Annotated in this window: 17 protein-coding genes; 10 read left to right on the plus strand and 7 right to left on the minus strand. The window is 69.2% G+C overall.

What is annotated here, in order from left to right; genetic code table 11:
- Positions 1 to 671: hypothetical protein (locus tag V6M56_RS13760; RefSeq protein ID WP_332684573.1), on the minus strand; the 671-nt coding region annotated here is incomplete at its 3' end.
- Positions 672 to 673: 2 nt separating this feature from the next.
- Positions 674 to 1063 (minus strand): hypothetical protein, encoded by a 390-nt coding sequence (locus V6M56_RS13765; protein WP_332684575.1) that lies wholly within the window; start codon positions 1061 to 1063, stop codon positions 674 to 676.
- 206 nt (positions 1064 to 1269) lie between these two features.
- Between V6M56_RS13765 and tssK the strand changes: the two genes are divergently transcribed.
- The 6 genes from tssK (at position 1270) to V6M56_RS13795 (ending at position 11501) form a co-directional block, all read left to right on the plus strand.
- Complete coding sequence (gene tssK, locus V6M56_RS13770; protein WP_332684576.1) at positions 1270 to 2607, plus strand: type VI secretion system baseplate subunit TssK; 1338 nt, start codon at positions 1270 to 1272, stop codon at positions 2605 to 2607.
- Positions 2604 to 4088: a type VI secretion system protein TssL, long form gene (tssL, locus tag V6M56_RS13775; RefSeq protein ID WP_332684578.1), complete on the plus strand. Its 1485-nt coding sequence runs from the start codon at positions 2604 to 2606 to the stop codon at positions 4086 to 4088. Before tssK ends, tssL begins: the two co-directional genes overlap by 4 nt.
- A gap of 160 nt (positions 4089 to 4248) precedes the next feature.
- Positions 4249 to 7890 carry a type VI secretion system membrane subunit TssM gene (gene tssM, locus V6M56_RS13780; protein ID WP_332684579.1) on the plus strand — a complete coding sequence of 1214 codons (3642 nt, stop codon included), beginning with the start codon at positions 4249 to 4251 and terminating at the stop codon, positions 7888 to 7890.
- Between the two features lie 4 nt (positions 7891 to 7894).
- On the plus strand, positions 7895 to 8599 hold the full coding sequence (gene tagF, locus V6M56_RS13785; RefSeq protein ID WP_332684580.1) for a type VI secretion system-associated protein TagF: 705 nt from the start codon (positions 7895 to 7897) through the stop codon (positions 8597 to 8599).
- Complete coding sequence (locus V6M56_RS13790; RefSeq protein ID WP_332684582.1) at positions 8596 to 9390, plus strand: PP2C family protein-serine/threonine phosphatase; 795 nt, start codon at positions 8596 to 8598, stop codon at positions 9388 to 9390. Before tagF ends, V6M56_RS13790 begins: the two co-directional genes overlap by 4 nt.
- The gene (locus V6M56_RS13795; RefSeq protein WP_332684584.1) at positions 9387 to 11501 is read left to right on the plus strand and encodes a serine/threonine-protein kinase; all 2115 of its coding nucleotides are present in this window, start codon (positions 9387 to 9389) and stop codon (positions 11499 to 11501) included. The genes V6M56_RS13790 and V6M56_RS13795 overlap by 4 nt, the downstream gene beginning before the upstream one ends.
- Positions 11502 to 11625: 124 nt before the next feature.
- Here V6M56_RS13795 and V6M56_RS13800 read toward each other — a convergent pair whose 3' ends face one another.
- The 5 genes from V6M56_RS13800 to V6M56_RS13820 form a co-directional block, all read right to left on the minus strand.
- Positions 11626 to 11910, minus strand: coding sequence for a hypothetical protein (locus tag V6M56_RS13800; RefSeq protein WP_332684586.1), 285 nt, complete (start codon positions 11908 to 11910; stop codon positions 11626 to 11628).
- A gap of 67 nt (positions 11911 to 11977) precedes the next feature.
- A complete protein-coding gene (locus V6M56_RS13805; protein WP_332684588.1) occupies positions 11978 to 13633 on the minus strand; it encodes a transglycosylase SLT domain-containing protein in 1656 nt (551 codons plus the stop codon).
- A 221-nt stretch (positions 13634 to 13854) separates the two neighbouring features.
- A complete protein-coding gene (locus V6M56_RS13810; RefSeq protein ID WP_332684590.1) occupies positions 13855 to 15402 on the minus strand; it encodes a methyltransferase domain-containing protein in 1548 nt (515 codons plus the stop codon).
- A gap of 43 nt (positions 15403 to 15445) precedes the next feature.
- Entirely contained in the window at positions 15446 to 16648 is a 1203-nt protein-coding gene (locus V6M56_RS13815; protein ID WP_332684591.1) for an OmpA family protein, read from the minus strand.
- 82 nt (positions 16649 to 16730) lie between these two features.
- Complete coding sequence (locus V6M56_RS13820) at positions 16731 to 18272, minus strand: caspase family protein (RefSeq protein WP_332684593.1); 1542 nt, start codon at positions 18270 to 18272, stop codon at positions 16731 to 16733.
- A gap of 185 nt (positions 18273 to 18457) precedes the next feature.
- Here V6M56_RS13820 and V6M56_RS13825 point away from each other — a divergent pair, with 185 nt between their 5' ends.
- The 4 genes from V6M56_RS13825 to V6M56_RS13840 all read left to right on the plus strand — a co-directional run.
- A complete protein-coding gene (locus V6M56_RS13825) occupies positions 18458 to 19660 on the plus strand; it encodes a DUF4399 domain-containing protein (protein ID WP_332684595.1) in 1203 nt (400 codons plus the stop codon).
- Positions 19657 to 20136, plus strand: a complete 480-nt coding sequence (locus V6M56_RS13830) for a DUF4399 domain-containing protein (protein ID WP_332684597.1) — start codon at positions 19657 to 19659, stop codon at positions 20134 to 20136. The genes V6M56_RS13825 and V6M56_RS13830 overlap by 4 nt, the downstream gene beginning before the upstream one ends.
- A 53-nt stretch (positions 20137 to 20189) precedes the next feature.
- Complete coding sequence (locus V6M56_RS13835) at positions 20190 to 21977, plus strand: SUMF1/EgtB/PvdO family nonheme iron enzyme (RefSeq protein WP_332684599.1); 1788 nt, start codon at positions 20190 to 20192, stop codon at positions 21975 to 21977.
- Between the two features lie 433 nt (positions 21978 to 22410).
- Positions 22411 to 23837 (plus strand): caspase family protein (locus V6M56_RS13840; RefSeq protein WP_332684602.1); only part of this gene is annotated, 1427 nt, incomplete at its 3' end.

Here is a 23837-nt window from a genome sequence, read left to right on the forward strand (position 1 = left end):
CCGCCTCCACCGCCGGAGGGCGGCACCGAGAACAGCTTCGCGTTCGCATCGGCGGATGGCGCGACCGCAGCGAGCGCGCTGTCCGGATTGGGAGGCAGCGAGGCGATCGGGATGGCGTTGATCGTCGAGCCCGGCATTTTGCCGCCGGCCGACGAGGCCAAAAGGGCCGGCAGCTCGACGGCCCAGAACACCTTCTTGACCGGACGGCCCAGCAGCAGCGTGACATGCCCCGAAGCGCCTTCGGCGAATTCGCGCGAGGCCTCGCCCCAGAACGAACTCTGCAGTACCGGGGCTTCGCCCTCGACGCCGAACATGACAGCGTTGCCGGCGGTTGCCGCGGCTTTGTCCGGATCACCGTCCGGCAGCCTGGAGCCCTGCATCAGCTTGTCGACGGCGCGTTTCGGATTGGGTTCCGTGATCCCGGCTGCTCGCGCCACCGCCACCAGGAACCGGTCGTCCGAGAGGAAGGCGGCGCGCTCGGTGTCGTCGATCAGCGCGTAGCCCGTGGTGTCCTGGCAGCGCCGCTTCGCCTCTTCGGAAACGGCGGAGTAGAGGATCACGTCGGCGCGGGCCGGCTGCGCCGAGACCTGGCGCGCCAGCGCCCGCAGATCGTCCAGGGTCGCGCCCGGCTTGATCTGCGAGATCGCGCTTGCGGAGCCGAGCCTGGCCATCGTCAGAAGATCTCGACCATCGGATCCTCGGCGACGAAATCGACACCGGTGATCCTCTCCCCGAACAGCGCCTCCGGATGGATCATGACATAGATGCGCAGGCGCTCCTGGACGCGGGCCAGGATCGCCGGGGTGAAGCGCACCGGCGGCAGTGCCGACCCGCCGAGCTTCGCGCCGATATGCGAGATCACGACGCGGTTGTCGCCCGCCGCCGGGCTGCTCGCCGAGAACCGCCAGCCGAGATGGAATGCCGGAAGCCCGGGCGCATGGACGCGCAGGGCATGTGGGCCGCCCGGATAGAGCATCCTGCCGAGATCGACGATCTGCCAGCCGTCCTCGTCGACCGGGAACCGGCCGCTGCGGTCGTACTCCGGCGCCTGGCCTTGCGTCATGCTCCTGCTCCACTGCGCGATCGCCGCGTCGAGTTCGCCACAGCCTACAGCCATCTGTGCCGGCTTGCGACCGTTTCGCGGCCCTGCCGCAGCGAAACCCGCCCAGACAGCTGCAATGGCAGGTGGCGAATACGCCGCGGCGCATGGTGACCTTGGTGGACGACCTGTATATGCTCTTGCCCAAGCCTTGAGATAGCGAGAACCGGATGTCGTGGTACAGTAAGGTTGTCTGGTCCGAAGGCCTGTTCCTGCGACCGCACCACTTGCAGCAGAACGACCGCTACCTGGAAAACCTGCTGGAGAACCGCGTCCGGCACGTCACGCCCTACCCCTGGGGTTTCTCGGTGCTTGAGATCGACCGCGACCTCGCCCAGCAGAGCCGCATCGGCCTGCGCCGCGCCGTCGGCGTGATGCCGGACGGAACCCCCTTCGCCATGCCGGACAACTCGCCGCTGCCGCCGGCGATCGAGGTGCCGGAGAATGCCGCCGGCCAGATCGCCTGGCTCTCGCTGCCGCTGGCCTCGGCCAACACCCGCGAGGTCGAGGACAGCCTCAACGGCTCAGCCAGCCGCTTCTTCCCGTCGACCGAGATGCTGATCGATTCCACCGCCTCGCTGCGGATCGAGGAGGAGATCGACATCGCCTATCCGCGCCTCCAGCTGGAGCTGCGCAAGACCGCCAAGCCCGGCTATGTCGGCCTCGCGCTCGGCCGCATCCTCGAAGTGCGCGACCGCGCCGTCCTGTTCGACGAGAAGTTCGCCCCGCCGATCCTGATCTGCTCGGCCCATCCGGTCGTCGACGGCTGGATGGATCGCGTCATCGGCTGGATCGACAACAAGCTCGAGGAGCTCGCCCGCTACGCCGCCGACCCGACCGCCGGCGGCGGCCTGCAGAGCGCCGACTATTTCATCCTGCAGATGCTGAACCGGCACATCCCGGTGCTGAAGCACATGCGCGGCTCGCGCTTCGTCCATCCGGAGCGACTGTTCACGACCCTGCTCGCCATCGCCGGCGAGCTTGCCACCTTCACCACCGCCGAGCGCCGCGCCCGCGACTACCCGGCCTACGATCATGACGATCTCGAAGGCTGCTTCACCCCGGTCGTGCGCGATATCCAGGACTTCCTCTCGGCCCAGCTCGGCCGCCGCGCCATCCGCCTCGAGATCGTCGAGCGCGCCCCCAACGCCTTCATGTCGACGATCCGCGACCGCGCCTTGGTGCGCAATGCGACACTGATCCTCGAGGTCGCGGCGCGCCGGCCGCTGACCGAGATCCAGGCGCAGTTCCCGCATCTCTTCAAGGTCGGCCCCAACACCAAGATGAACGAGATCGTCCATGCCCATCTGCCGGGCATCAACCTCGTCCACCTGCCGACCCCGCCGCCGCAGATCCGGGCGCTGACCGACCACGTCTATTTCTATCTCGACCGCACCTCGCCGCTCTGGCCGGAGTTCAGCACGGCGAGTTCGATCGGCATGCATTTCTCCGGTGACTGGCCCGATCTCGAAATGGAGCTCTGGGCCGTGCTCGAGGGCAGGAGATGAGCGACAAGGGTTCGCCATCGGATCCGTTCGGCCGCTCGGACCGGACGATCATCAAGCCGAACCCTGCCGGCCGGCGGGCGCCCCCGCCCTCGCGCCCCGCGCCCGCCCAGCCGGGTGCACCAGGCTATGCGCCGCCACCCGCCTCGCCCTATGGCTACGGCCAGTCGACGGCGCCGCAGTATCCTCCTGCCGGCGCGCCCTCGCCCGGCGTGCCGGGCGCCGGCGAGGAATGGCTTTCGCCGCCACCGCCGCCCCGGCCGAGCGCCCCGCCCCCGCCGGGTTACGTTCCGCAGCCGCTGCCGAAGCGCGAGCAGATGCTCACGCCGAACGCCAATCCGATGCTGAAATCGGCCGGGCCGCTGCTGCTGCTGCTCGGGCGCCTGCGTGCCTCGCTCAGCAGCGCGCCGGCGACGCAGATGATCGGCCAGGTCGGGGAATCGATCGAGGCCTTCGAGCATGAGGTCAGGGCCACCGGCGCCTCGCCCGAGCAGACGCGCACCGCCAAATACATCCTCTGCGCCTTCGCCGACGACATCGTCCAGAACATCCCGGGCGAGGAGCGCCATGTCTGGACGCAGTACAGCATGCTCTCGCGCTTCTTCGGCGAGCGTGTCGGCGGGGTGCGCTTCTTCGAGGAGCTGGAGCGCGCCAAGCGGGATCCGGCGGTCAATTACGACCTGCTCGAATTGATGCATGTCTGCCTGGCGCTCGGCTTCGAGGGCATCCACCGCACCTCGGCCGGTGGCGCCGCCAACCTGCAGATGATCCAGCGCAACCTGTTCGAGACGCTGCGGCGGGTGAAGCAGCCCGATCCGGAATTGTCGCCGCGCTGGCAGGGCCAGGCGCTGGTCTCGCGCATCGCCGGCTTCAGGATCCCGGTCTGGTCGATCGCCGCCGTTGCGGCCGTCGCAGTGCTCGGCCTCTACTTCATCTTCCGCGCCTTGCTCGGCGGCAATGCCGAGGCCTCGGCCTCGGCTCTGCTCGCGGTCCACCCCAAGGGCGAGCTCGGCATCGTCCGCAAGGTCTTTGCCAAGCCGCCGCCACCCCTGCCGCCACCGGCGCAGCAGCCCAGGGTCTGCGCCGCGGTGCGCCCGCCGATCACCTGCCAGGTCACGCCCAACCTGATCATCGTGCGGCTCATCGACATCACCCTGTTCGAGCCCGGCCAGGCTGCGGTGCGCGACGAGTTCCGTCCGCTGATCGAGCGCATCGCCGCCGTGCTGAACGAGGAAGGCGGGGCGATCAAGGTCGTCGGCCACACCGACAGCCAGCCGATCCGCACTGCGCGTTTCCGTTCCAACCAACAATTATCGGTGGAGCGCGCCAAGTCGGTCGGCGACCTGCTCAAGACCAAGCTGAACCAGAAGGATCGGATCAGCATCGAGGGCAAGGGGCCCGATGCGCCGATCGCGTCGAATACGACCGCGGACGGGCGCGCCAAGAACCGGCGCGTCGAGATCCTGATCCAGCGCAACGGCTAGAGCATGGCGCGAAGAAGTGAGAACCGGTTTTTCGCAGATGCCATGCTCCAAATTGAGGTCGACGATCAGGTTCTTCGCATTCGGAGTTTTCCGTCCGGATGCGACCTGATCCAGGCGCAACCGGCACCATGAGAGAGGCCATGCGGGAGTTTGCAACGAGATGAGCGTCGCGATCTGGCTCAGGATCGTCGCGATCGCGGTCGGCACGCTGGCTCTGGCCCTTCTGGTCTGGTTCGGCGGGCCTTTCGTCGCGATCGGCGAGGTGCGCCCGTTCGAGCCGCTCTTCGTGCGCCTGCCGCTCGTCCTGCTCTTCGCGATCGGCGCGATCGCCTGGATCGCGGTCATCGTCATCCGCCGCCGCAAGGCCGTCGCCGCCCTCAGCGAGGCGCTGGCCAAGGAGGAAAGCTCGCCCGGCGACGCCACGGCTCTCGGCTCGGCGATGCGCGACGCGCTCGCCACGCTGAAGCGGACGCGCGGCAAGGATGGCGGCGACTATCTCTACGATCTGCCATGGTATGTGATGATCGGCCCGCCCGGCGCCGGCAAGACCACGGCGCTGGTCAATTCCGGGCTGAAGTTCCCCCTCGCCCGCAGCGGCCAGGCGCCGGCCGCGATCGCAGGCCAGGGCGGCACGCGCTATTGTGACTGGTGGTTCGCCGAAGAGGCGGTGCTGATCGACACCGCCGGCCGCTACACCACCCAGGACACCGACACCAGGGCCGAGCGCGCGAGCTGGCTCTCCTTCCTCGACCTTTTGAAGAACAACCGCCCGCGCCAGCCGATCAACGGCGTCATGGTCGCGATCAGCGTCGAGGATCTGCTGACCTCGACGCCGGAGCAGATCACCGCCCATGCCGAGGCGATCCGCAGCCGACTGCTCGAGCTGAACGAGCGCCTGAAGATCGATTTCCCGGTCTATGCCGTCTTCACCAAGGCCGACCTGATCGCCGGCTTCAACGAGTTCTTCGGCGGCCTCTCCGAGCCGCAGCGGCGAATGGTCTGGGGCCATACCTTCCAGACGCTCGACAAGACCCGCAACATGGTCGGCGACGTGCCGCCCGAGTTCGACGCGCTGATCGAGCGGCTGAACGAGCGCCTCGCCGACCGCCTGCAGGACGAGCACAACCCGACGGCCCGGGCCCAGCTCTTCGGCCTGCCGAGCCAGATGGCGGCGCTGAAGCCGATCGTCATCGACTTCCTCGGCCGCGTCTTCGAGCCGACGCGCTATCAGCAGAGCGCGACGCTCCGCGGCTTCTACTTCACCTCCGGCACGCAGGAAGGCACGCCGATCGACCAGCTGATCGGCGCGCTCTCGCGCAATTTCGGCAGCGAGCACGCCGGCGCCGGCTCCTTCTCCGGCCGCGGCAAGAGCTATTTCCTGACCGACCTGATCCAGAAGGTGATCATCGGCGAGTCGGGCTGGGTCTCGACCGACCTGCGCGCCACGCGGCGCTCGACGCTGCTGCGGGCTGCAGGCTTCACGGCCGTCGCGCTGGCCTCGCTGACCCTCGCCGGGCTGTGGTGGACGAGCTATTCCCGCAACAGCGACCTGATCAACCAGACCAACTACGCCCTCGCCGATTATCGCTCCAGCGCCGCCCCCGTGCTCCAGGAGACGACGATCTCCGAGCGCAATTTCAGCCGGATCCTGCCCCTGCTGCACAAATTGCGGCACATGCCGGCCGGCTATGCCAGCAAGGAGGAGCCGACGCCGGTCGCCGCCACCTTCGGGCTGAGCCAGCGCGAGCGCCTGCAATCGGCGACGCAGATCAGCTATCAGGAGGCGCTCGAGCGGATGCTGCGCTCGCGCATCATCTTCCGGCTCGAGGAGCAGCTCGAGGCCAACGCCAACAATCCCGGCTTCATCTACGAGGCGCTCAAGGTCTATCTGATGGTCGGCGGCCAGGCGAAGCTGGACCGCGATCTCGTCCTCGCCTGGATGCGGCTCGACTGGGCCGAGAACCTTTTCCCCGGCGCCGCGAACGCCAAGGGCCGCGAGGCGCTCGAGGAGCATCTCACCGCTTTGCTCGACCTCGACGAGGGCGCCGAGCCGCTGGTCAAGCTCAACCAGACCCTGATCGAGAGCAGCCAGCGCACCCTGCGGCGGATGAGCATCGCCGAGCGCGCCTATGAGCTGCTGCGCACGCAGGGGCGCAACGGCAATCGCGACTGGGTCGCGGCTCAGCGCGGCGGCTCCGATGTCAGGCTGGTCTTCGAGGGCGTCTCCGGCGAGGACCTCGACTCGATCCGGGTGCCGTATTTCTACACCTATGACGGCTTCCAGAACGCCTTCGTCGATCGTCTCGGCGATATCGGCGAGCGCATCGAGAAGGAGCGCTGGGTGCTCGGCGAGAATGTCGACCAGGCGGCGATCACCTCCCAATATGCCAGCCTGTTCCAGGACCTTCTGAGACTTTACTCACGTGATTTCACCGCCTCCTGGCAGCGCGCTTTGAAGCGGCTGAAGCTGCGCCCGCTCAATGCCGACAAGCCGAAATACGTCGCGCTTTCGGCCATCGCCGCGCCGACCTCGCCGTTCAAGCAATTGCTGGAATCGGTCCGCGACGAGACGCAGCTCACCAAGGAGCGCGCCGCCCGTCGCCCAACCGCGGCCCAGGCGGCGGCGCAGGCCGGCAAGGAGGCTGCCGCCAAGACCCTGGAGGAGCGCGCCAATGCGGCGCTCGGCCGGCTCGGCACCACCCTGCCGCTCGCCGCGCCGGGCGTCGACCGCGTGCTCTCGGGCGGCAGCGAGGCGCTCGGCGCCAATATCGAGGCCGGCTTCAAACAGTACCATGTCCTGGTCGACGGCGATCTCGGCCGCCGGCCGGTCGACCAGGCGCTGCAGATCTTCGCCGAGATCAACCAGAACCTCGCCATGGCCGCCACCACGCCGGCGCAGTCCGCGGCGGCGAACGCCGCGCTGGTGCCGTTGATCGCCTCGCTGCGCGGCAATTCCTCGCGCTATCCCGCCCCCTTCGACGCGATGATCGTCTCGGCGGTCAACGATTTCGAGGGCGACGCCACCGGCGCGACCATCGCGCTGCTGCGTCAGGCGCTCGGCAACGAGGTCAGCCGCACCTGCACCAACCTGCTCGCCAACCGCTATCCCTTCACCAAGGGCAGCACCCGCGACATCGCCTTGTCGGATTTCGCCCAGCTCTTCGCCCCCGGCACGGGTGCGATGGACAAGTTCCTGAAGGAGCGGCTCGACCCCTATATCGACAAATCCGGCGCGCAATGGGCCTGGCGTTCCGACAGCCGCGTCGCCCGCTCGCTCTCGCCGACCACCCTGCGCGAGTTCCAGCGCGCCAGCGATATCCGCGAGGCCTTCTTCCCGACCGGCGGCAACCTGCCTTCCTTCCAGATGGTGGTGGTGCCGACGGCGCTCTCCGCCGACGCCTCGGGGGCCAAGCTCGAGATCAACGGCTTCACCGTGGCGAGCCAGCAGGGGGTCAACACGCCGACGCCGGTGATGTGGCCGGGCGGCGGCCTCGCCAGGACCGTGATCACGCTGACGCTCGGCGCCGCCAACACCAATGCCGGCGGCATCTTCGGCGGCGGCTTCTTCTCCAACAGCCCGACACCGGCTGCGCCGAGCGAGGTCAAGCTGTTCGAGCGCGACGGCATCTGGTCGTTTTTCCGCCTGCTCGATGCCGGCTCGGTCCTGCGCCAGGGAGACAACGTCATCCTGACGCTCGGCGCCGGCGGCCGCCAGGTCGGCTACCAGATCGGCGTCGGCTCGCTGAAGAACCCGCTGGTGCTGCCGGCACTGCGGGAAATCCGCTGTCCGGCCGGGATCTGACGCGATGACTTGCGGGCTGTTCGGGAAACTTCCGGGCAAGCGCGACTTCATCGCCCTCGGCGCGCCGTCCGGCTTTCTCTCCGTCTACGAGCCCTGGCTCCAGGGCGGGCTGACCGCGAGCCGGCTCGAGCTCGGCGCCGGCTGGCAGGACGCCTTCCTCAACGCGCCGATCTGGCGCTTCTGGTTCGGCTCCGCCTATGCCGGCCACACCGTCGCCGGCGCCTTCATGCCCTCGGTCGACGGCATCGGCCGCTATTTTCCGCTCACCGTCTTCGCCGTCGCAGGCCCGGGCGCTGCGATCCCGCCACCCGAGACCGATCCACAGGACGCCTGGTTCGCAAGGGCCGAGGATTTCCTGCTGCACGCGCTGGAGCCGGAGGCGAGCTATGAGACGGTCTCCCAGGCGCTCGCCGAGCTGCCCCTGCCGAACGACGAGCTCAAGGCCGCCCCGCCGCCCGACATGGTGCGGCTCTCCGACGGCACCATCGTCAGCGCGCTCGACCCACCGGCCTTCCCGGCACGGCTCGCGGCGCTACGCGTCGAGGACCACAGCCGTTCCTACGCCCATGCCAGCTATCTCTGGACCGTCGGCGGCGATAATTTCGAGCCGCTCGCCCTTGTCGGGCAGACGCTGCCCAGCCCCTATCTGTTCAGCGGCCTCCTGACGGGGCGCTTCGATGCCTTTCTCGGCGCGGGCACAACGCCATGAACGATGTCGGCAACGCTACTCCCTTCGAGACAGGCGCGATCAGCCATCCCGGCCGCGTCCGTGCCCATAACGAGGACAATCTCGTGCTGCGGCCGGAATTCGGGCTCTGGGCCGTCGCCGACGGCATGGGCGGGCATGAGAACGGCGCGATGGCGAGCGCGACGGTCGCCGCCGCACTCGAAGCGGTCGGCCCCGCCAGCTCCGCCGCCGACCTGCTGGCGCAGCTGGAAAAGAGCGTTCTCGCCGCCAATGCCGAGCTGCGCCGTCAGATACGCGAGCGCGCCGGCGCCACCATGGGCTCGACGCTGGCCGTGCTGCTGGTGCACGACACGCATTTCGCCTGCGTCTGGTCGGGCGACAGCCGCATCTACCTCGTCCGCGACGGGCGCATCACCCAGGTCTCGCGCGACCACACCGAGGCGCAGGACATGATCGAGCGCGGGCTGCTCGACGCCGAGGAGGCCCGGCGCTGGCCGCGGCGGCACGTCATCACCCGCGCCATCGGCGCCCACGAACTGCCCGAGCTCGAGCTCGACAGTGGCGAGATCGAGGGCGGCGACACCTTCGTGCTCTGTTCCGATGGCCTGACCGACCATGTCGTCGACGCCGAGATCCTGAGCGCCGCGCAAGGCGACAGCGTCCAGGGCGCCTGCGACGCCCTGCTGGCCCTGACGCTCGAGCGCGGCGCGACCGATAATGTCACCGTGGTCATTGTCCGCTATCATCACGAACGCAGGGTGAAGACGCGCTGGATGCCGAACATGCGACGGCCGAGGAGCGACGCGCCATGAGCGACCTTGAGCGCACGATCATCATGCCGCGGACTGGGCTTTCGGTCGGCACGCGGCTGAACGGCATCTACGAGATCGAGCGCCTGATCGCGACCGGCGGCATGGGCGAGGTCTACAAGGGCCGCGCCATCCAGACCGGCGATGCGGTGGCGATCAAGATGGTCCGCCCCGACATGGCGCAGGACGACGCGGTCGTCACCCTGTTCCGCAAGGAAGCCGCGGCGCTGCACAACCTCTATAACGAGGCGATCGTCCGCTATTACGTCTTCACCGTTGACCCGGGCACCCAGGCGACCTATCTCGCCATGGAGTTCGTCGACGGTCAGCCCTTGTCGGAGCGGATCAAGCAGGGCCCGCTGCCGGCGGAGGAGGTCGATCTCCTGCGCCGGCGCATCGCCACCGGCCTGCATGCCGCCCATATGCTCGGCATCACCCATCGCGACGTCTCGCCCGACAACATCATCCTGCCCGGCGGCCAGGTTGCGCGCGCCAAGATCATCGACTTCGGCATCGCCAAATCCAGCCTGATGGGCGAGAAGACCGTCATCGGCAGCGGCTTTGCCGGCAAGTACAATTACGTCTCGCCCGAGCAGCTCGGGCTTTATGGCGGCGAGGTCACCGGCAAGTCGGACATCTACAGCCTCGGCCTCGTCCTGGCCGAGGCCCTCGGCGGCCGCCCGCTCGACATGGGCGGCACCCAGATGCAGATCCTGGAGAAGCGCCGGCGCGTGCCCGATCTCGGCGCGGTCGACAAGCGCATCCGCCCGCTGCTCGCCCGCATGCTCGCGCCCGATCCCAAGGATCGGCAGGCCGACATGGCCGAGGTCGCCGCCTGGCAGCCGAAAGGCCAGCAGACAGCCACCAGCCGCGCCATCCCCTGGAAAGCGCTCGCCGGGGTCGGGGCGCTCGCTTTGCTCGGCGGCGGCGGCCTCCTCGCCTGGCAATTGCTGGGGCGCGGCGGCGGCACGCCGACGCCCGTCGAGCCGCCGGTGCTGAGCGCCGGCCGCACCGACGCCCCCGCGCCGCCCAGCCTGCAAGGCGCCGCGCCTGAACTCAATGCGCCGGAGCCAGTCCCGGCGCCGGAGCCGGCGCCGACGACCGCGCCGCAGGCTCGCCAGGACGAGCCCGCACCGACCCTGACCCCGGCCGTGACGCCACCGGCGGCGCAGCCGCCGGGCGGAACCTTCACCTCCGATCGCCAGGAGCCACGGCAGCCACAATCGCGGCCGGCACCGACGCCCGCACCGGCGCCGGCTCCCGTGGCGACACCGCCGCAGAACGCCGGCCGCACGGAGCCGCCCCCGCCACTGACGCCGCCACCGCCCGCCCAGGCACAGGCCCAGGCCCCGGCGCAGATACCGGCACAGATACCGCCTGTCGCCGCTCCCCCGCCCTCGCCCCGGCCGCCGCCGGCGCCGGAGACCAAGACAGCCGCCAATACGCTCGACCCGCCACCGGCGACCTCCGCCGAGCCGGAGCCGCGCACGCCGGCCGAACGGATCGAGCGCTACATCACGAGCTATGACGGCGGCGCCTGCTTCTTCCTCTGGCCGATCTCGGTGTCCGACAAGCGCGTCACCGTCGAGGGCTTCGGCAGCTCCGCACCGCCTTTCGTGGCCTTCGATTCGGCCTTCAAGCGCAACCAGGGCTTCGAGGCGCAGATCAGCCTGCGCTCGATGACCACGGCGCAGTGCCCGATGGTCGACTTCCTGCGCCAGATCGGGCGCGGCATCGACCGCAGCCCGGTCATGCAGATCGGCGCCTTCACGATCAGGAGCGGCGATACGCTGAGCGGCACGGTCGAGAGCGACGCCCGGCAGAACCTCGCCGTGCTGCTCGTCGGCGATGACGGGCTAGTCTACAACCTCGCCAACTACACGCGGCGCGAGGGCGGCAAGGCAAGCTTCAGCCTGAAGCTTGAATCGACTGCGGCCTCCGGCGCCCCGGTCCGCCCGCAGGCGGTGATCGCGCTGGTCAGCCCGGCGCCGCTGCCGTCGCTGTCGGGGCCGAGCCCGGCACCGGCCGGCGACGTCTTTCCCGGGCTGAAGCAGGACATCGCCCGCACGGGCGGCAAGATCGGCGTTGGTATCAAGTATTTCAGGATCGAGTGAGCGCGGACGCGTCATTCTCGGGCGAAGCGAAGCGCAGACCCGAGAATCTCATGACGAGAAGGCACCGACAGGAGCCTCCTCCGGCCCGAGATGCTCGGGTCAAGCCCGAGCATGGCGCCCGCCTTCAGTCCTCGCGATAGAGGACGCCCCAATCCTCCTGCCAGAGGCCCTGTCCGTCCTCGACGACGATCGGCGCCTTGATCTCGTTGGCGAGCCTGACCGCCGAGCGGAAAGCTTCGACCGGCTCGAGCTCGTCGCTCAGGAAATCGTTGACGAGATGGCCGCCGGCGAGCGCGGCCGGACAAGCGATCCTGCCGAAGGTCTTGCCTTCGCGCTGGACGAGGCTGAGCGTGATCGCATCGGGCTGCTGCTCGTCGACCTGTTCGAACCGGTTCTTCGCCGTCGCCATCGCTCGCTCCCAGGCTGCCGCCATCGCACACCGATCATGATGCAGGAATGGCCGGGCCGCAAACCCCTTACCGTAGCGGCAGGCGTGGCGGCGCAGCCGGGGCGCCGCCGCCGCGCACCACCTTGTAGCGGTCGAGGCGCACCCTGATCATCTCGTTGAACTTCTTGTGGACCTCCGAGACCGAGAGCGTCTTGGTCTCGCCGCCGGCCTCGGCATAGAAGATCGGCCGGTTGGCCTGGGCCGGGCGCGGCAGCAATTCGGCGGCGCTGGCGCCGGGCGTCTCCTCCATGGTCGCGATGAAGGTCTGCGCCGCATCCGGGCCGAGGAAATGGATCAGGTAGATCTCGCCGCCGGTGAGATGGCGGCCCATCGCCTTCTCCAGCCGCAGCGTGTCGCGCTTCAGCATCTCGGCGGCGAGCAGCGCCGAGAGATAGGGCTCGCGCCGCAGGTCGAGGATGCGCTGGCGCTCATTAGCGTCGGCGACGACGAATTGCCGGCCATTGCGCGAGATCTGCGCCGCTTCCGCCACCATGCCGTGCTTGCGGCCGAACTCGAAGACGACGCCGAGCCAGGTCTGCTCGATGAACTGGTAGAGCCCGGTCGCCGAAGAGGTCTTGGCCTGGACCGTGGTCGCGAACGAGGATTCCTTGTCGGCGACCGCCATCAGCAGCGTCGGGTCGGCGCCGACGATCCGCCCGGCCCGCACGATGATATCGACCAGGTGCCGGCGGATACGGATCGGCCCGAAGGTCAGGATCTGGTCGGGGTCGCCGCCGGAAGTGATCGGGGCGCGCGGCAGTTGCACGCGTGGCAGGAATGCCGGCGCCGGCGCGGCGCCGGGCTTCGCCGGCAGCTTCGGCGGAACGAGGAGGATGTTCGAGGGCGGCAGCACCGGCATCGGCAGGGCCTGCGGCTGGGGGCCCGATGCTTCGGCCGGCGCTGCCTGTTCGGTCAGCGCCGCCAGGGAGGGATCGTTGCTGAGCGCGAACTGCGTCGCCTGCCGTGCCGCTTCGAGATCGCCCTCCACCGAGGACAGGATCAGCGAGGGGCGCGTCGGGGCCCGCAGCGAAGGGGCGTCGACCGTCTCCGCCGGCTCGAAATCCGGATCGGGCAAGGGGGTCGGCGCAGGAACCAGGGTCGCCACCGCCACCCCGGCCATCACGGCCACCACCACAGCCCCGGAGCTCGCCAGCGCGAGCAACCGGAAGCGGCTACTGGCTTCAGCGGCCACGGCGGGAGCATGCAGCGCAGCACCGCGCAGGGTCGCCCGCCCCGCCCCCGCCCCGCCCGGAACCAGTACCGAACCGGCGCTGCCGGCGACAGCCTTGTGCGCCGCGGAGAACCAGTCACCACGCTCGCCGCCCTTGGCCGCCGCCTCGAGTTCGGCCACCATCCGACGCGCCTGCTGGATCGAGATCCCGGCCTCGCGCTCGAGGGTTGCCGCGGCCGCCTTGGCGCCCTGCTCGGCCATCACCCTGATGGCGAAGAACCAGAGCTGCAGCGAGGTCCGGCGGTTCTCGAGCGGCGTCCCGACACAGGGCGAGATCAGGAAATTGCAATGGCCGCAGGCATAGGCGCGCAGCTTGACCCGCGGCGCGAAGGCCGAGACCCGGCCGCAGGCGGGACAGGCGACGCTGATGCCGCCCCGTTTCGCCTGCATCATCGTCTCGAGGCAGGCATCCTCCCGGAACGCGGCCTGAAACTGCTTGAAGCGCTGGCTCATGCCTCGCTACCGCCGAATCACGTCGCATTCGGACGCGATCGTCCGAATGCGACAAACGTGATCGCTTCTATGAGCAGAGCATTGCTCCTGCGAAAAGCCGGTTCCCACTTTTGGCGCAATGCTCCGGCGATATCGGCCACGCCTGCCGGCGCGCGACCGGATAGCCGCCATCTGCTCGGGCAACGGCGCAGAATACGCGTGAACCGGGGTCGCGACAATCGTCAGCCCGCCAGCAGGCCGAGCCGGGCCACGTCGCGCAGATGCGTCTCGACCTCTTCCGCCGTCGCCCGCTGCGGCAGGCCGGCGACGGCGCGTCCGGAGGCATGCGCCTCGGCCAGGAAGTCGTTCATCGCGGCCAGCAGCATCGGTGCCGTCCGCGTCCCGTCGAGCAGGCTGATGAATTTGCGCACCACCACGCCGTCGAGCGCCACGGCACGATGGCGCAGATCGGTAACCTCGTTGCCGCTCTGCGCCTGCCGCCGCGCCAAGAGGCTCGCTACCGGCCGCTCGCTGACGGTGGTGGTGAGCCGATGCGGTTCGAGCTGGATCTCCAGCAGCCCTGCCCGATAGATCGCGGTCAGCGCCTCGTTGAGCCGGGCGATCTCGCGCTCCGTATCGGGGCCGAGGCTGTCCCTGGCCGCGCGCAGGGCGGTCGCGACGAGTTCGCTATGGCTGAGGCTACCGGGCCAGGCCTGGCCGAGCGCGCGCAAGGCCGCCTTGGCGGTGTCGAGATCGACGGCGAGACGCACGTCGTCGCCGAACAGAAACCCGCCGACGCCGGGCCGCTCGTCCTTCTCGTCAGCCTCGCGAACATTCGCAGCGAGATGATAGGGGGCCAGCGCAAATCGCGAGAAGCCGCGGTGCAGCGCGACATCCGATCGGCACAGCAGCGTCTGCCGGAAGCTGCGCCCGATCAACAGGTCGAGCGACTGCTCCTGGCGCAGCGGCTCGTCGATCGGGATCGCATTCAGGAGTTGCTGCGCCGGCCCGCGCGCCCCGCCGAAATTGTTCGGAAACGAGGCCTCGGCGAGGAATTGCAGGCCCTGCGGCGCTGCCGCGTCCAGCACCTCGTGCAGCGCAAAAGCCCGCGCGCCGGGGTTGAGGTCGTCGTGATAGAGCACATTGTCCGGGATTTCGGCGATCTGCTGCAGGCGCTCGCGCAGCGCGGCACCGTAGAACGAGTCCGGATCGGTCGCCTCGGCAAAGCGCTTGATCGCGGCGCGGGCGACGCGGACCCGCTCCAGCGGCTCCTCGATATCGCGCGTCTCGTAGAGCATGACGTCGCGCGCCAGGTCGCGCAGCCGGCATCCCGGCAGGGCGTTGTAGCTGACATAGGCGATGCCCTGCGGCCGCAGCAATTCGCCGAACAGCGCCAGGATGCGCTCGCGCACGAAGGGCGGCACCCAGGAATAGACGCCATGGACCAGGATGTAGTCGAAGCTGCCGAGCGCCGCGCCGGCTTCCATGATGTCGAGATGCCGGAAGTCGATATTGCGCAGCCCGAGCTCCTCGGCATCGGCCTTGGCCCGCGCGATGGCGCTGGCGCTGAGGTCGATCCCGACGAAGGCGGCGCCGGGCGATTGCAGCGCCATCGGGATCAGGTTTCCGCCGCTGCCGCAACCAAGTTCCAGCACCCGCATCGTCGCGGTCGGCGCCGCCTGCATGCCGTGGAAATGCGCGATCGTCGCCAGATGTCCTGGATGGGTCTGGGAGAAGGCATGGCCTGGATAGGCGACGGCGTCATAGGGGTTGGTCTTCGTCTCGCTCATGCCCGCAACCCGTCCGCCACTCTCGCCTCCCGTTTCGCCAAGCTCAGCAACCGATGACCTTGAATTCGACCCGGCGGTCGAGCGCGTCGCTGCCGTCGTCCTTGCCGGTCCCGATCAGGTTCTCGTTGAAGCCCTTGCCGGTCGCGATCATGCGGTTGCGGCTGTCCGGAGCGCCGGCCTGGAGCAGGTCCATCACATATTGCGCGCGCAGCACCGAGAGCCGTTCGTTGAGATGCGGCGTGCCGGTGCGCGAGGTGTGCCCGACGATCTCGATGCAGGCGCCCTTCTGCCTGGCGCGGGTGGCGATCTGGCTCAGCCACATCGGATAGGGCTCGGTAATCTCCGGATTGGCGATGAACTGCGTCGTCCCGGGCTGGAACAGCAGCTTGACCATGAGCTGGTTGCTGGAAAGGCCGCTGTCGACCAGATCGCCGAAGGCATCGACGGCATCCTCGCTGCGCCCGAGCTTGCTGCTGGCGAGATAGGCGCCGACCCGCACGCGGTGCTGGTCGCCGCCCGGCAAGGCCCGCGCCGTGCGGTAGAAGGCCAGTGCCTCGCGGTAGCGCCGCGCCTCGTATTCCAGGATGCCGTCATTGATCAGGGCCGCCGCGCCGAGCCGCTCGATATAGACGGGGTCGATCGGGTCGCCGAGCTTCGTGCCCTGGCAGACCTTGATATAGGCCTCGGTCGCCGGATCCTTTCCCCACATCGGCGCGTCGCGATAATAGGTCGTCGGCGTCACGTCGACGCCGTCGGGCCTGGCGCGGGCGACGCCCTTCGAGACAACGCGCTTCGATTTCAGATCGGCGAGCGTCAGACAGATGCGGTAGGCGTCGCGCGGTCCCTTGGCATCGCCGGCGTTGTTCACCGCCGTGAAGGTGCCGATCAGCACCACCGGCTCGCGCGCCAGGCTCTCCGTCGTGAAGGGCTGCATCTGGAAGCGCGGATAGGATCTTCCGACGATCTCGGAGAGCGTCTGCTGCATCGAGCGTGTCGAGGCCGACTGCGCCCCGGAGACGCCGTCGATCAGCGGGTCGATCACCAGCTCGACCCGGTCCTCTGCCAGATTGGCCTTGGAGAACAGGTCGGCGGCGGCGCGCCGCAACGCCTCGGGAAACGGGATCGGGGTCGGCGCGGGAGCGGCCGCCGGAGCCGGTGCCGCGGGCGGCGGCGTCTGTGCCGGAACCGCCACCGGAGCCGACAGCAGGGCGACAAGCCCGCAAGAAGCAAGAGAGGATCGACGCATCAAGCCACCTGTCCACGCCATGTCCCGGGAGACCTTGCCGTTGGCTACGCCGTCGGCAGGCCGCGATCATCGCCAGCCCTTGTCAGCGGCAGTCCTGCAGCGAGTTGCGGCCGCCATCGCCGAGCTGGGCCCGCATCAGGGCGTCGGTGCAGTCGCGCGGGCCGCTCGGCCGCCGTGCCTTGCTGCCGCGGGCCGGGGCTGGGGCCGCGGATTCGACGCCACCGAGGAGAACATCGGTCGACCTGCGATCGAGGACCATGCGTTCCTGCGGCTGAACCGGCCGCGCTTCATGCCGGGGAGGACGCGCGCTCGGCAGGAGCGGCTTCTCCGGAACCGGAAGCTCCTTCACGGTGGCGCCCGAATTGATCCGCGCCGCGACCGCCTTCTCGCGCTCCTGGCGCTCCTGGGACAGCTTGGCCTTCTCGGCCTCGAGCGCGGCGAGCTCCTGCTCGCGCTCGGCGAGCTTCTTGGCGAGCCGCTCGCGCTCGCTGGCATCCGACGGCTTCACCGCGGGCGCGATCGCCGCCGGCGCCTGGGCCGGCGCATCGGCCGGACGCGGCACCGAGCGTTCGGCATCGGTCTTTCCGGCATCGCGGCCGGCGAGATCCGTCGCGGCCTGCTGCCGGCTCTTCTCCACTTCCCGGACCCGCTCCAGCAGGGCCTTCTCCCGTGCTGCGAATTCGCTCTCGAGCTTCTCGCGCTCGCTCGACGAGAAGTTGCGGCGCTCGATCAGGTCGAGCCTGGTCTTGGCGTCGACGGCGAAGAAGCTGCCGGGGAAGCGCTGGATGAACGCCTTGATCTCGGCCGGATTGTCGCTGGTGCGCAGGCGCTTCCAGATATCGGCGTCCGTCTCCTCGCGGTTCATGTAGAAATCGCCGAGCAGGGACAGCGACAGCTCCGGCGTCTGCTTGCCCCCGGTCGCATCGTAGACGACCTTCTGGACCCGGCGGAACATCGTCGCGATCTCGAGCCCAGGCTGCTTCATCTCCTGGACCAGCGCCGCGGTGAACGGGCTGTTGCGGCCCGAGCCATCGGCAGCGACGTCGTTCGCCTGCGTCGCATAGGCGGTCACCATGCCCTGCGCGCGGGCGATCGGCGCGAGGCCGGTGCCGACGGAGAAGCTGCGCGTCGCCTGCTTCTTCGAGAGCTGGGCGACGAAGGGATTGTTGCGGCAGGCGTCGAGCACCATGATCTTGACGCCCTTGGCAAAGCCGAGCGCCGTGATCACCTCGCTCAGCTTGAGCGTCTCGTACTGGACCGAGATTTCGTCGTCGATCTTGGCTTCGACCGGTACGAGGAAGTTCTCGCCGTTGAACTGGAAGCCGTGGCCGGCATAGTAGAACATCACCGCGTCGGCATCCTGGGCCAATCGGGCGAAGCGGGACAGCACCATGTCCATGCCGCGCTTGTCGAGATCGACGCCATCGACCACTTCGAAGCCGACCTTGCGCAGGGCTTCGGCGATATCGCGCGCATCATTGGGCGTGTTCGGCAGGGCCGGCGCGTTCTTGTAGGCCGAATTGCCGATCACCAGGGCGACGCGGCGATCCTGCGCCAGCGCCGGCAGGACCAGCAACTGCGAAAGAAGAGCGACCAGTGCACAGAGCTTGACCGCGGCGTTCATGGCACCATTCCCTGCGTCAACCTAAAGAAAGCCACGGCGAAAATCCAGAGCTATCCGTTGCTCCGACGAGCGGTTGCCCCTGCGGCAGGGCCCTGTTAGCTTCATCCCGTGCAGCGCCTCAAGGAAGAGCGCCGATGCGAGGTATTCGGCTGAACCTTATTGTCGGCGTTTCAGCGGTTTTCGCCATGATGGCGCAAAACGCCTTCGCGCAGGAGCGGCCGAGGCCGCGCAGCCCCGCCCCGGCGGGCGCCAAGGTCTCCTTCGTCGAGCTCGGCGACAATGCCAGGGTCCCCGGCAAGCTGCTGGTGCGCTTCGCCGTCACCGGCATGGAAATCGCGCCGGCCAATACCCAGCGCCGCAATGCCGGCCACCATCATCTGCTGATCGACACTGGACTGCCGCCGCTGGGCCAGCCGATCCCGAGCGATTTCAACCATCTGCATTTCGGCGGCGGCCAGAGCGAGGCCGAGATCCTGCTCTCGCCGGGGCGTCACACCCTGCAGCTCCTTTTCGCCGATCACGACCATGTGCCGCACGATCCGCCGGTTATGTCGCAGAAGATCACCGTCGAGGTCGAGGCGGCGCCCGAGGAGAAGCCGCGCACCGTCGCGGCGCCGAATGCCCGGGTCTTCTTCGTCGGCCTGCAGGACGGGGCGACGATCCCGGCCCGCTCCGTCATCCGCTTCGCCACCGAGAACATCGCGATCGTGCCGGCCGGGACGAAGCAGGACAATGCCGGCCACCACCACCTCCTGGTCGATACCGAACTGCCGCCGCTCGACCGCGAGATCCCCAGCGACTTCAACCACCTGCATTTTGGCCGCGGGCAGACCGAGACCGAGCTGACGCTGCCGCCGGGCGAGCACACCCTGCAGCTGCTCTTCGCCGATCACGAGCATGTCCCGCACGATCCTCCGGTGATGTCGCAGAAGGTCAAGGTGCGCGTCGCGGCGGCCACGGCCGCGCCGCCCGTCCCCACCCAGCAGGCGAGCGCCCGCACGCCGGGGCGGACGCCCGCGCCCAACGACGCCGCGGTCTATTTCGTCTATCCGCGCAACGGCACGACGATCTACGCGACCTCGACCATCCGCTTCGGGCTGCGCAATATGGGCGTCGCTCCCGCCGGCGTCACCAAGCCCAATACCGGCCACCACCATCTGCTGATCGACGTGCCGACCCCGGCGCTCGACGTCGCCATCCCGAGCGACCTCAACCATCTCCATTTCGGCAATGGCCAGACCGAGCGGAAGATCACCCTGCCGCCGGGCAGGCACACCCTGCAGCTCATCCTGGGCGACGACCAGCACGTACCGCACGACCCACCCATCATGTCCGAGCGGATCGAGATCCTCGTCGGCAACCCGAAAAAGCGGAGGGCGCGTCGATGAGCACGCCCGCCGCCAGGACTGTCCCATCCGCCCCTTGCCAGCGCCGGCATCGCTTCGTGCTTGCCGGGCTCGCCCTCCTCTGCCCCCTGGCCGCGGCCCCGGCGCCGGCACAGACGGCACAGCGCCAGCCGGCGCCCCGCGGCGCGCTGCTCTATTTCCACTATCCGCTCGACGGCCTGCGGGTGCCGGAGCGCTTCACGGTGCGGATGGGGCTGAAGGAGATGGGTGTCGCGCCGGCCGGAATCGACAAGCCGCTCACCGGCCACCACCATCTCCTGATCGATGTCGAGCCCGGCTCGCCCGACCTGCCCATCCCCTCGGACTACAACCACATCCATCTCGGCAACGGCCAGACCGAGGTCGTCGTCACCTTGCCGAAGGGCACCCATACGCTGCAGCTGCTGCTCGGCGACCATACGCACACGCCGCATCGTCCGCCGGTAATGTCTCAGAAGATCACAGTCTATGTCCGTTGAACCTTCACCACGCCCGTGACGGCGCGGGCGGCCTGTCGGGAGCCTTGAACGGAATGTCGTGGCATCGCCGCCTCGCCCTCGTCCTTCTGGCGCTGGCCGCGCTTTCGGCTCCGGCCGCGCTCCTGGCCCCGGCCCGGGCGCAGAGCGGCGCGGCTCCGGCCCGGCTGGCGCTGGTGATCGGCAATGCCGCCTATCGCGAGGCGCCGCTGGCCAATGCCGTGGTCGATGCCCGCGCCGTCGCCGAGACCCTGCGCCAGGGCGATTTCGACGTCACCGCCGTCGAGAATGCCGACCGCGCCGCGCTGGAGCGGGCGCTGGCTTCCTTCAGGGGCAAGCTGACCCGCGGCGCCCATGTCGTGGTCTTCTATGCCGGGCATGCGGTGCAGTTCCGCGGCCACAACTTCCTCGCTTCCGTCGATGCCGCGATCAAGTCGCCGGGCGATCTCGGGCGCGATGCCGTCGACCTCGACCGGTTGCTCGACGCGCTGATCGTCAGCCGGCCGGACAGCGCCGTGATCGTGCTCGACGCCGCCCGCGACAATCCCTGGCAGGCGGCGCTCGGCGGCAACCGCAAGGGCCTCGCCGCGATCGAGCCCCTCGAGAACATCGCGGTGATGGCGCCGGTCGCCCCCGGCCGGACGATTCCCGAGACGCCCGGCCGCCCCAATCCCGCGATCGAGGAATGGCTGAAGGCGATCCGCACGCCGGGCCTCGACATGGCGGCCGCCCTGACTCGCAGCCGCGACGCCGTCGCCCGCGCGACCAGGCGCAGGCAGCAGCTCTGGATCTCGTCGCCGCCGGCCGCCGGGCTCGTGGTCACGCCGACCAGCAGGCCGGCCGCCGTCGCGCAGACCACGCGCGGCGTCATCACCGCGCCGCCGCCGCCCGGGCCGCAATCCGACCAGCTCGGACCCTATGAGCTGTCCTTCTGGGAGACGATCCGCAACAGCGAGAACCCGGCCGAATACCGCGCCTATCTCGACGCCTATCCGAACGGCCGCTTCGCCAGCCTCGCCCGGACGCGGGAGGAATTCTACAAGAGCCGGGCCCAGAACCGCGCCCCGGCCCCGCCGCCCCAGACAGCCGGCACCGCAACCGGTCGGCCGGGCGCGCAACCCGCGAGCCCGGCCAGGACCATCCGCGATTGCGATGACTGTCCGGAGCTCGCCCTCGTCCCGGCCGGCAGCTTCGAAATGGGCTCGAACGAGATGTTCGAGTTCGAGAAGCCGGTGCGTTCGGTCACGATCGGCAGCGCCTTCTATATCGGCACCCGCGAGGTTACCTTCGCGGAGTGGGACGCCTGCGTCGCCCAGGGTGGCTGCAGCCATCGCCCGGGCGATCGCAATCTCGGCCGCGGCAAGCGCCCGGTCACCGACATCCACTGGAACGATGCCGGGGCCTATGTCGTCTGGCTCTCGCTGAAGACAGGGCGGAAATATCGCCTGCCGACCGAGGCTGAATGGGAATACGCCGCCCGCGCCGGCTCGACCACCAGCTACCCCTGGGGCAACGCGATCGATAAGGAAAAGGCGAATTGCAACGGCTGCAACGCGCAGCCGCGGCGACAGGCGAGCGAGGTCGGCCAGTTCCCGCCCAATGCCTTCGGCCTCTACGACATGGCCGGCAATGCCGCCGAATGGGTCGCCGATTGCTGGAGCGAAAGCTACCGCGCCTCGCCGCGCGACGGCAGCGCCTATTCGCCGGCCGGCTGCCGCGAACGCGTGCTGCGCGGCGGCTCCTTCAACAACGATCCGCGCTATCTGCGCTCGGCCGCGCGCTTCAAATACGAAAGCGACGTGCGCTTCTACACCAACGGCTTCCGCGTCGTCCGCGAGCCCTGACCGAGGCACTCGGGCTGGCTTGTCCAGAGCAAATTTCGATCTGATCGGACCGTCATTCCGGACAAGCCGCAAAGCGGCGCCGCTCCGGATTCCATCGAAGGGCACTGCGCTCTACGATGGATCCCGGCGTTCCGCTTCGCTCCAGCCGGGATGACGGTGCAGGGTGATCGAAAAATGCTCTTAACCAGGTCATCCCGGGCGGCCGCAGGGCGGCCCGGGATCCATGCCGGAGCTTTTCCGGCAGGCTCAGGCATGGATTCCTGAACGCCGCCGCGCGTGGCCGCACGCGCACACCTGCCGGTTTGTGGCGGTTCTAGGACATTTTCTTGTTCTCGCGCCCCCGCCTTTTGCCTAGTCTGCCGCTCAGGCGGGGGCCTTTTTGAGCGAATCAGCAGCGGCGCAGCATGTTGGCCGGCGTCGCCGAGGAGGCGTGATGCGGACTGGCCGACAGATCCTCGCGTCCTGCGTCCTGGTGCTCGGCATGGTTTGCGCCATGCTGGCGCTGACAGCGTCGCAGGCCCTCGCGCAGCAGAAGCGCCTCGCCTTCGTCATCGGCAACGGCGCCTATCAGAACGTCCCGAAGCTGCCGAACGCCCTCAATGACGCCACCAGCATCCGCGCCGTGCTGCAGGAGGCGGGCTTCGAGGTCGTGCCGGCAACGGACGCGACGCTGGCCGGCATGCGCGCCAGCCTCGACGGCTTCATCGGCAAGGTCCAGCAGGCCGGGTCCGGTACGACCGCACTGGTCTATTATGCCGGCCACGCGATCCAGCTCGACGGCGCCAATTATCTCCTGCCCGTCGATGTGCGGCCCGAGACCGCCGCCAACATCGCCGGCCAGGCGCTCTCCCTCAGCGACATCCTCAAGCGCCTCGACGCCACCGGCGCCATCGCCAAGATCGCCATACTCGACGCCTGCCGCGACAACCCGTTCGCCGCCCGCGAGATGGCGCGCGGCCTCGCTCTGCAGATGGTCGACGGCGCCACAGAGGCCCCGCGCAGCGAGGCCGGCCTCGCCCGCGTCGATTCCCGCAGCGGCACCTTCGTCGCCTTCGCGACCTCGCCGGGCGCCACCGCGGCCGACGGCGCCGGCAGCAACAGCCCCTTCACCGAGGCCTTTCTGCGCCTGGCGCGCGAACCCGGCCAACCGGTCGAACAGCTCTTCCGGCGCATCCGCCTCGCGGTGCACGACGCCACCAACGGCACGCAGATCCCCTGGGACACCTCGTCCCTGATCACCGATTTCGCCTTCTTCCAGCGCCCGGCGGCGCCCGCCACCCCGACCACCCCGCCAGCTGCCGGCGCGGCCCCAAGCGAGGTCTCGCTGACCATGCGGCCGACCGCGGCGAGCCTGCGCTCGCTTTCGCCGGCCGACGCCTATCGCAGCGCCATCGCCTGGGACCGGCGCGACATCTATCGCAGCGCCCTGGAGATCCATCCCGAGGGCGAGCGCGCGCCGCGGCTGCACCGCATCGTCACGCTGCGCACCGAGGAGACCGCCTGGGCCGAGACGGTGCGCGCCGGCGATGCCGAGTCGCTCCTGATGTTCGCCCGGCTCTTCCCCGGCTCGCAGCATGCCGCGGAGGCGACCCGGCTGGCGCGGACAGCCCCCAGCCGCAACCGGGTCCGCACCGTCGCCGCGGTCTGCCCGGTCTGCCCCGCGGTGGCGCCACCCCGCACCCGCCGCGCGGAGTGCGAGCGCGCCCACGGGCTCCACGATGTTGCGCGACTGCCGAACCGTGAGCCACGTGACCAGCAACAGGGCGAGAATCACGACCGGAATGTACGTTCGCCGGAATTCGGCGAGCCGCTCGGTATGGAAGAGCTCCGGCTGGCTCGCCACCACCACCCAATCGGGGG

It is taken from the genome of Allobosea sp. (assembly GCF_036675845.1).
Lineage (GTDB): Bacteria > Pseudomonadota > Alphaproteobacteria > Rhizobiales > Beijerinckiaceae > Allobosea.

Coding starts and splice junctions, on each gene's coding strand:
- V6M56_RS13765 (WP_332684575.1), bottom strand. CDS start 1,063: ATGACGCAAGGCCAGGCGCCGGAGTACGACCGCAGCGGCCGGTTCCCG.
- tssK (WP_332684576.1), top strand. CDS start 1,270: ATGTCGTGGTACAGTAAGGTTGTCTGGTCCGAAGGCCTGTTCCTGCGA.
- tssL (WP_332684578.1), top strand. CDS start 2,604: ATGAGCGACAAGGGTTCGCCATCGGATCCGTTCGGCCGCTCGGACCGG.
- tssM (WP_332684579.1), top strand. CDS start 4,249: ATGAGCGTCGCGATCTGGCTCAGGATCGTCGCGATCGCGGTCGGCACG.
- tagF (WP_332684580.1), top strand. CDS start 7,895: ATGACTTGCGGGCTGTTCGGGAAACTTCCGGGCAAGCGCGACTTCATC.
- V6M56_RS13790 (WP_332684582.1), top strand. CDS start 8,596: ATGAACGATGTCGGCAACGCTACTCCCTTCGAGACAGGCGCGATCAGC.
- V6M56_RS13795 (WP_332684584.1), top strand. CDS start 9,387: ATGAGCGACCTTGAGCGCACGATCATCATGCCGCGGACTGGGCTTTCG.
- V6M56_RS13800 (WP_332684586.1), bottom strand. CDS start 11,910: ATGGCGACGGCGAAGAACCGGTTCGAACAGGTCGACGAGCAGCAGCCC.
- V6M56_RS13805 (WP_332684588.1), bottom strand. CDS start 13,633: ATGAGCCAGCGCTTCAAGCAGTTTCAGGCCGCGTTCCGGGAGGATGCC.
- V6M56_RS13810 (WP_332684590.1), bottom strand. CDS start 15,402: ATGAGCGAGACGAAGACCAACCCCTATGACGCCGTCGCCTATCCAGGC.
- V6M56_RS13815 (WP_332684591.1), bottom strand. CDS start 16,648: ATGCGTCGATCCTCTCTTGCTTCTTGCGGGCTTGTCGCCCTGCTGTCG.
- V6M56_RS13820 (WP_332684593.1), bottom strand. CDS start 18,272: ATGAACGCCGCGGTCAAGCTCTGTGCACTGGTCGCTCTTCTTTCGCAG.
- V6M56_RS13825 (WP_332684595.1), top strand. CDS start 18,458: ATGATGGCGCAAAACGCCTTCGCGCAGGAGCGGCCGAGGCCGCGCAGC.
- V6M56_RS13830 (WP_332684597.1), top strand. CDS start 19,657: ATGAGCACGCCCGCCGCCAGGACTGTCCCATCCGCCCCTTGCCAGCGC.
- V6M56_RS13835 (WP_332684599.1), top strand. CDS start 20,190: ATGTCGTGGCATCGCCGCCTCGCCCTCGTCCTTCTGGCGCTGGCCGCG.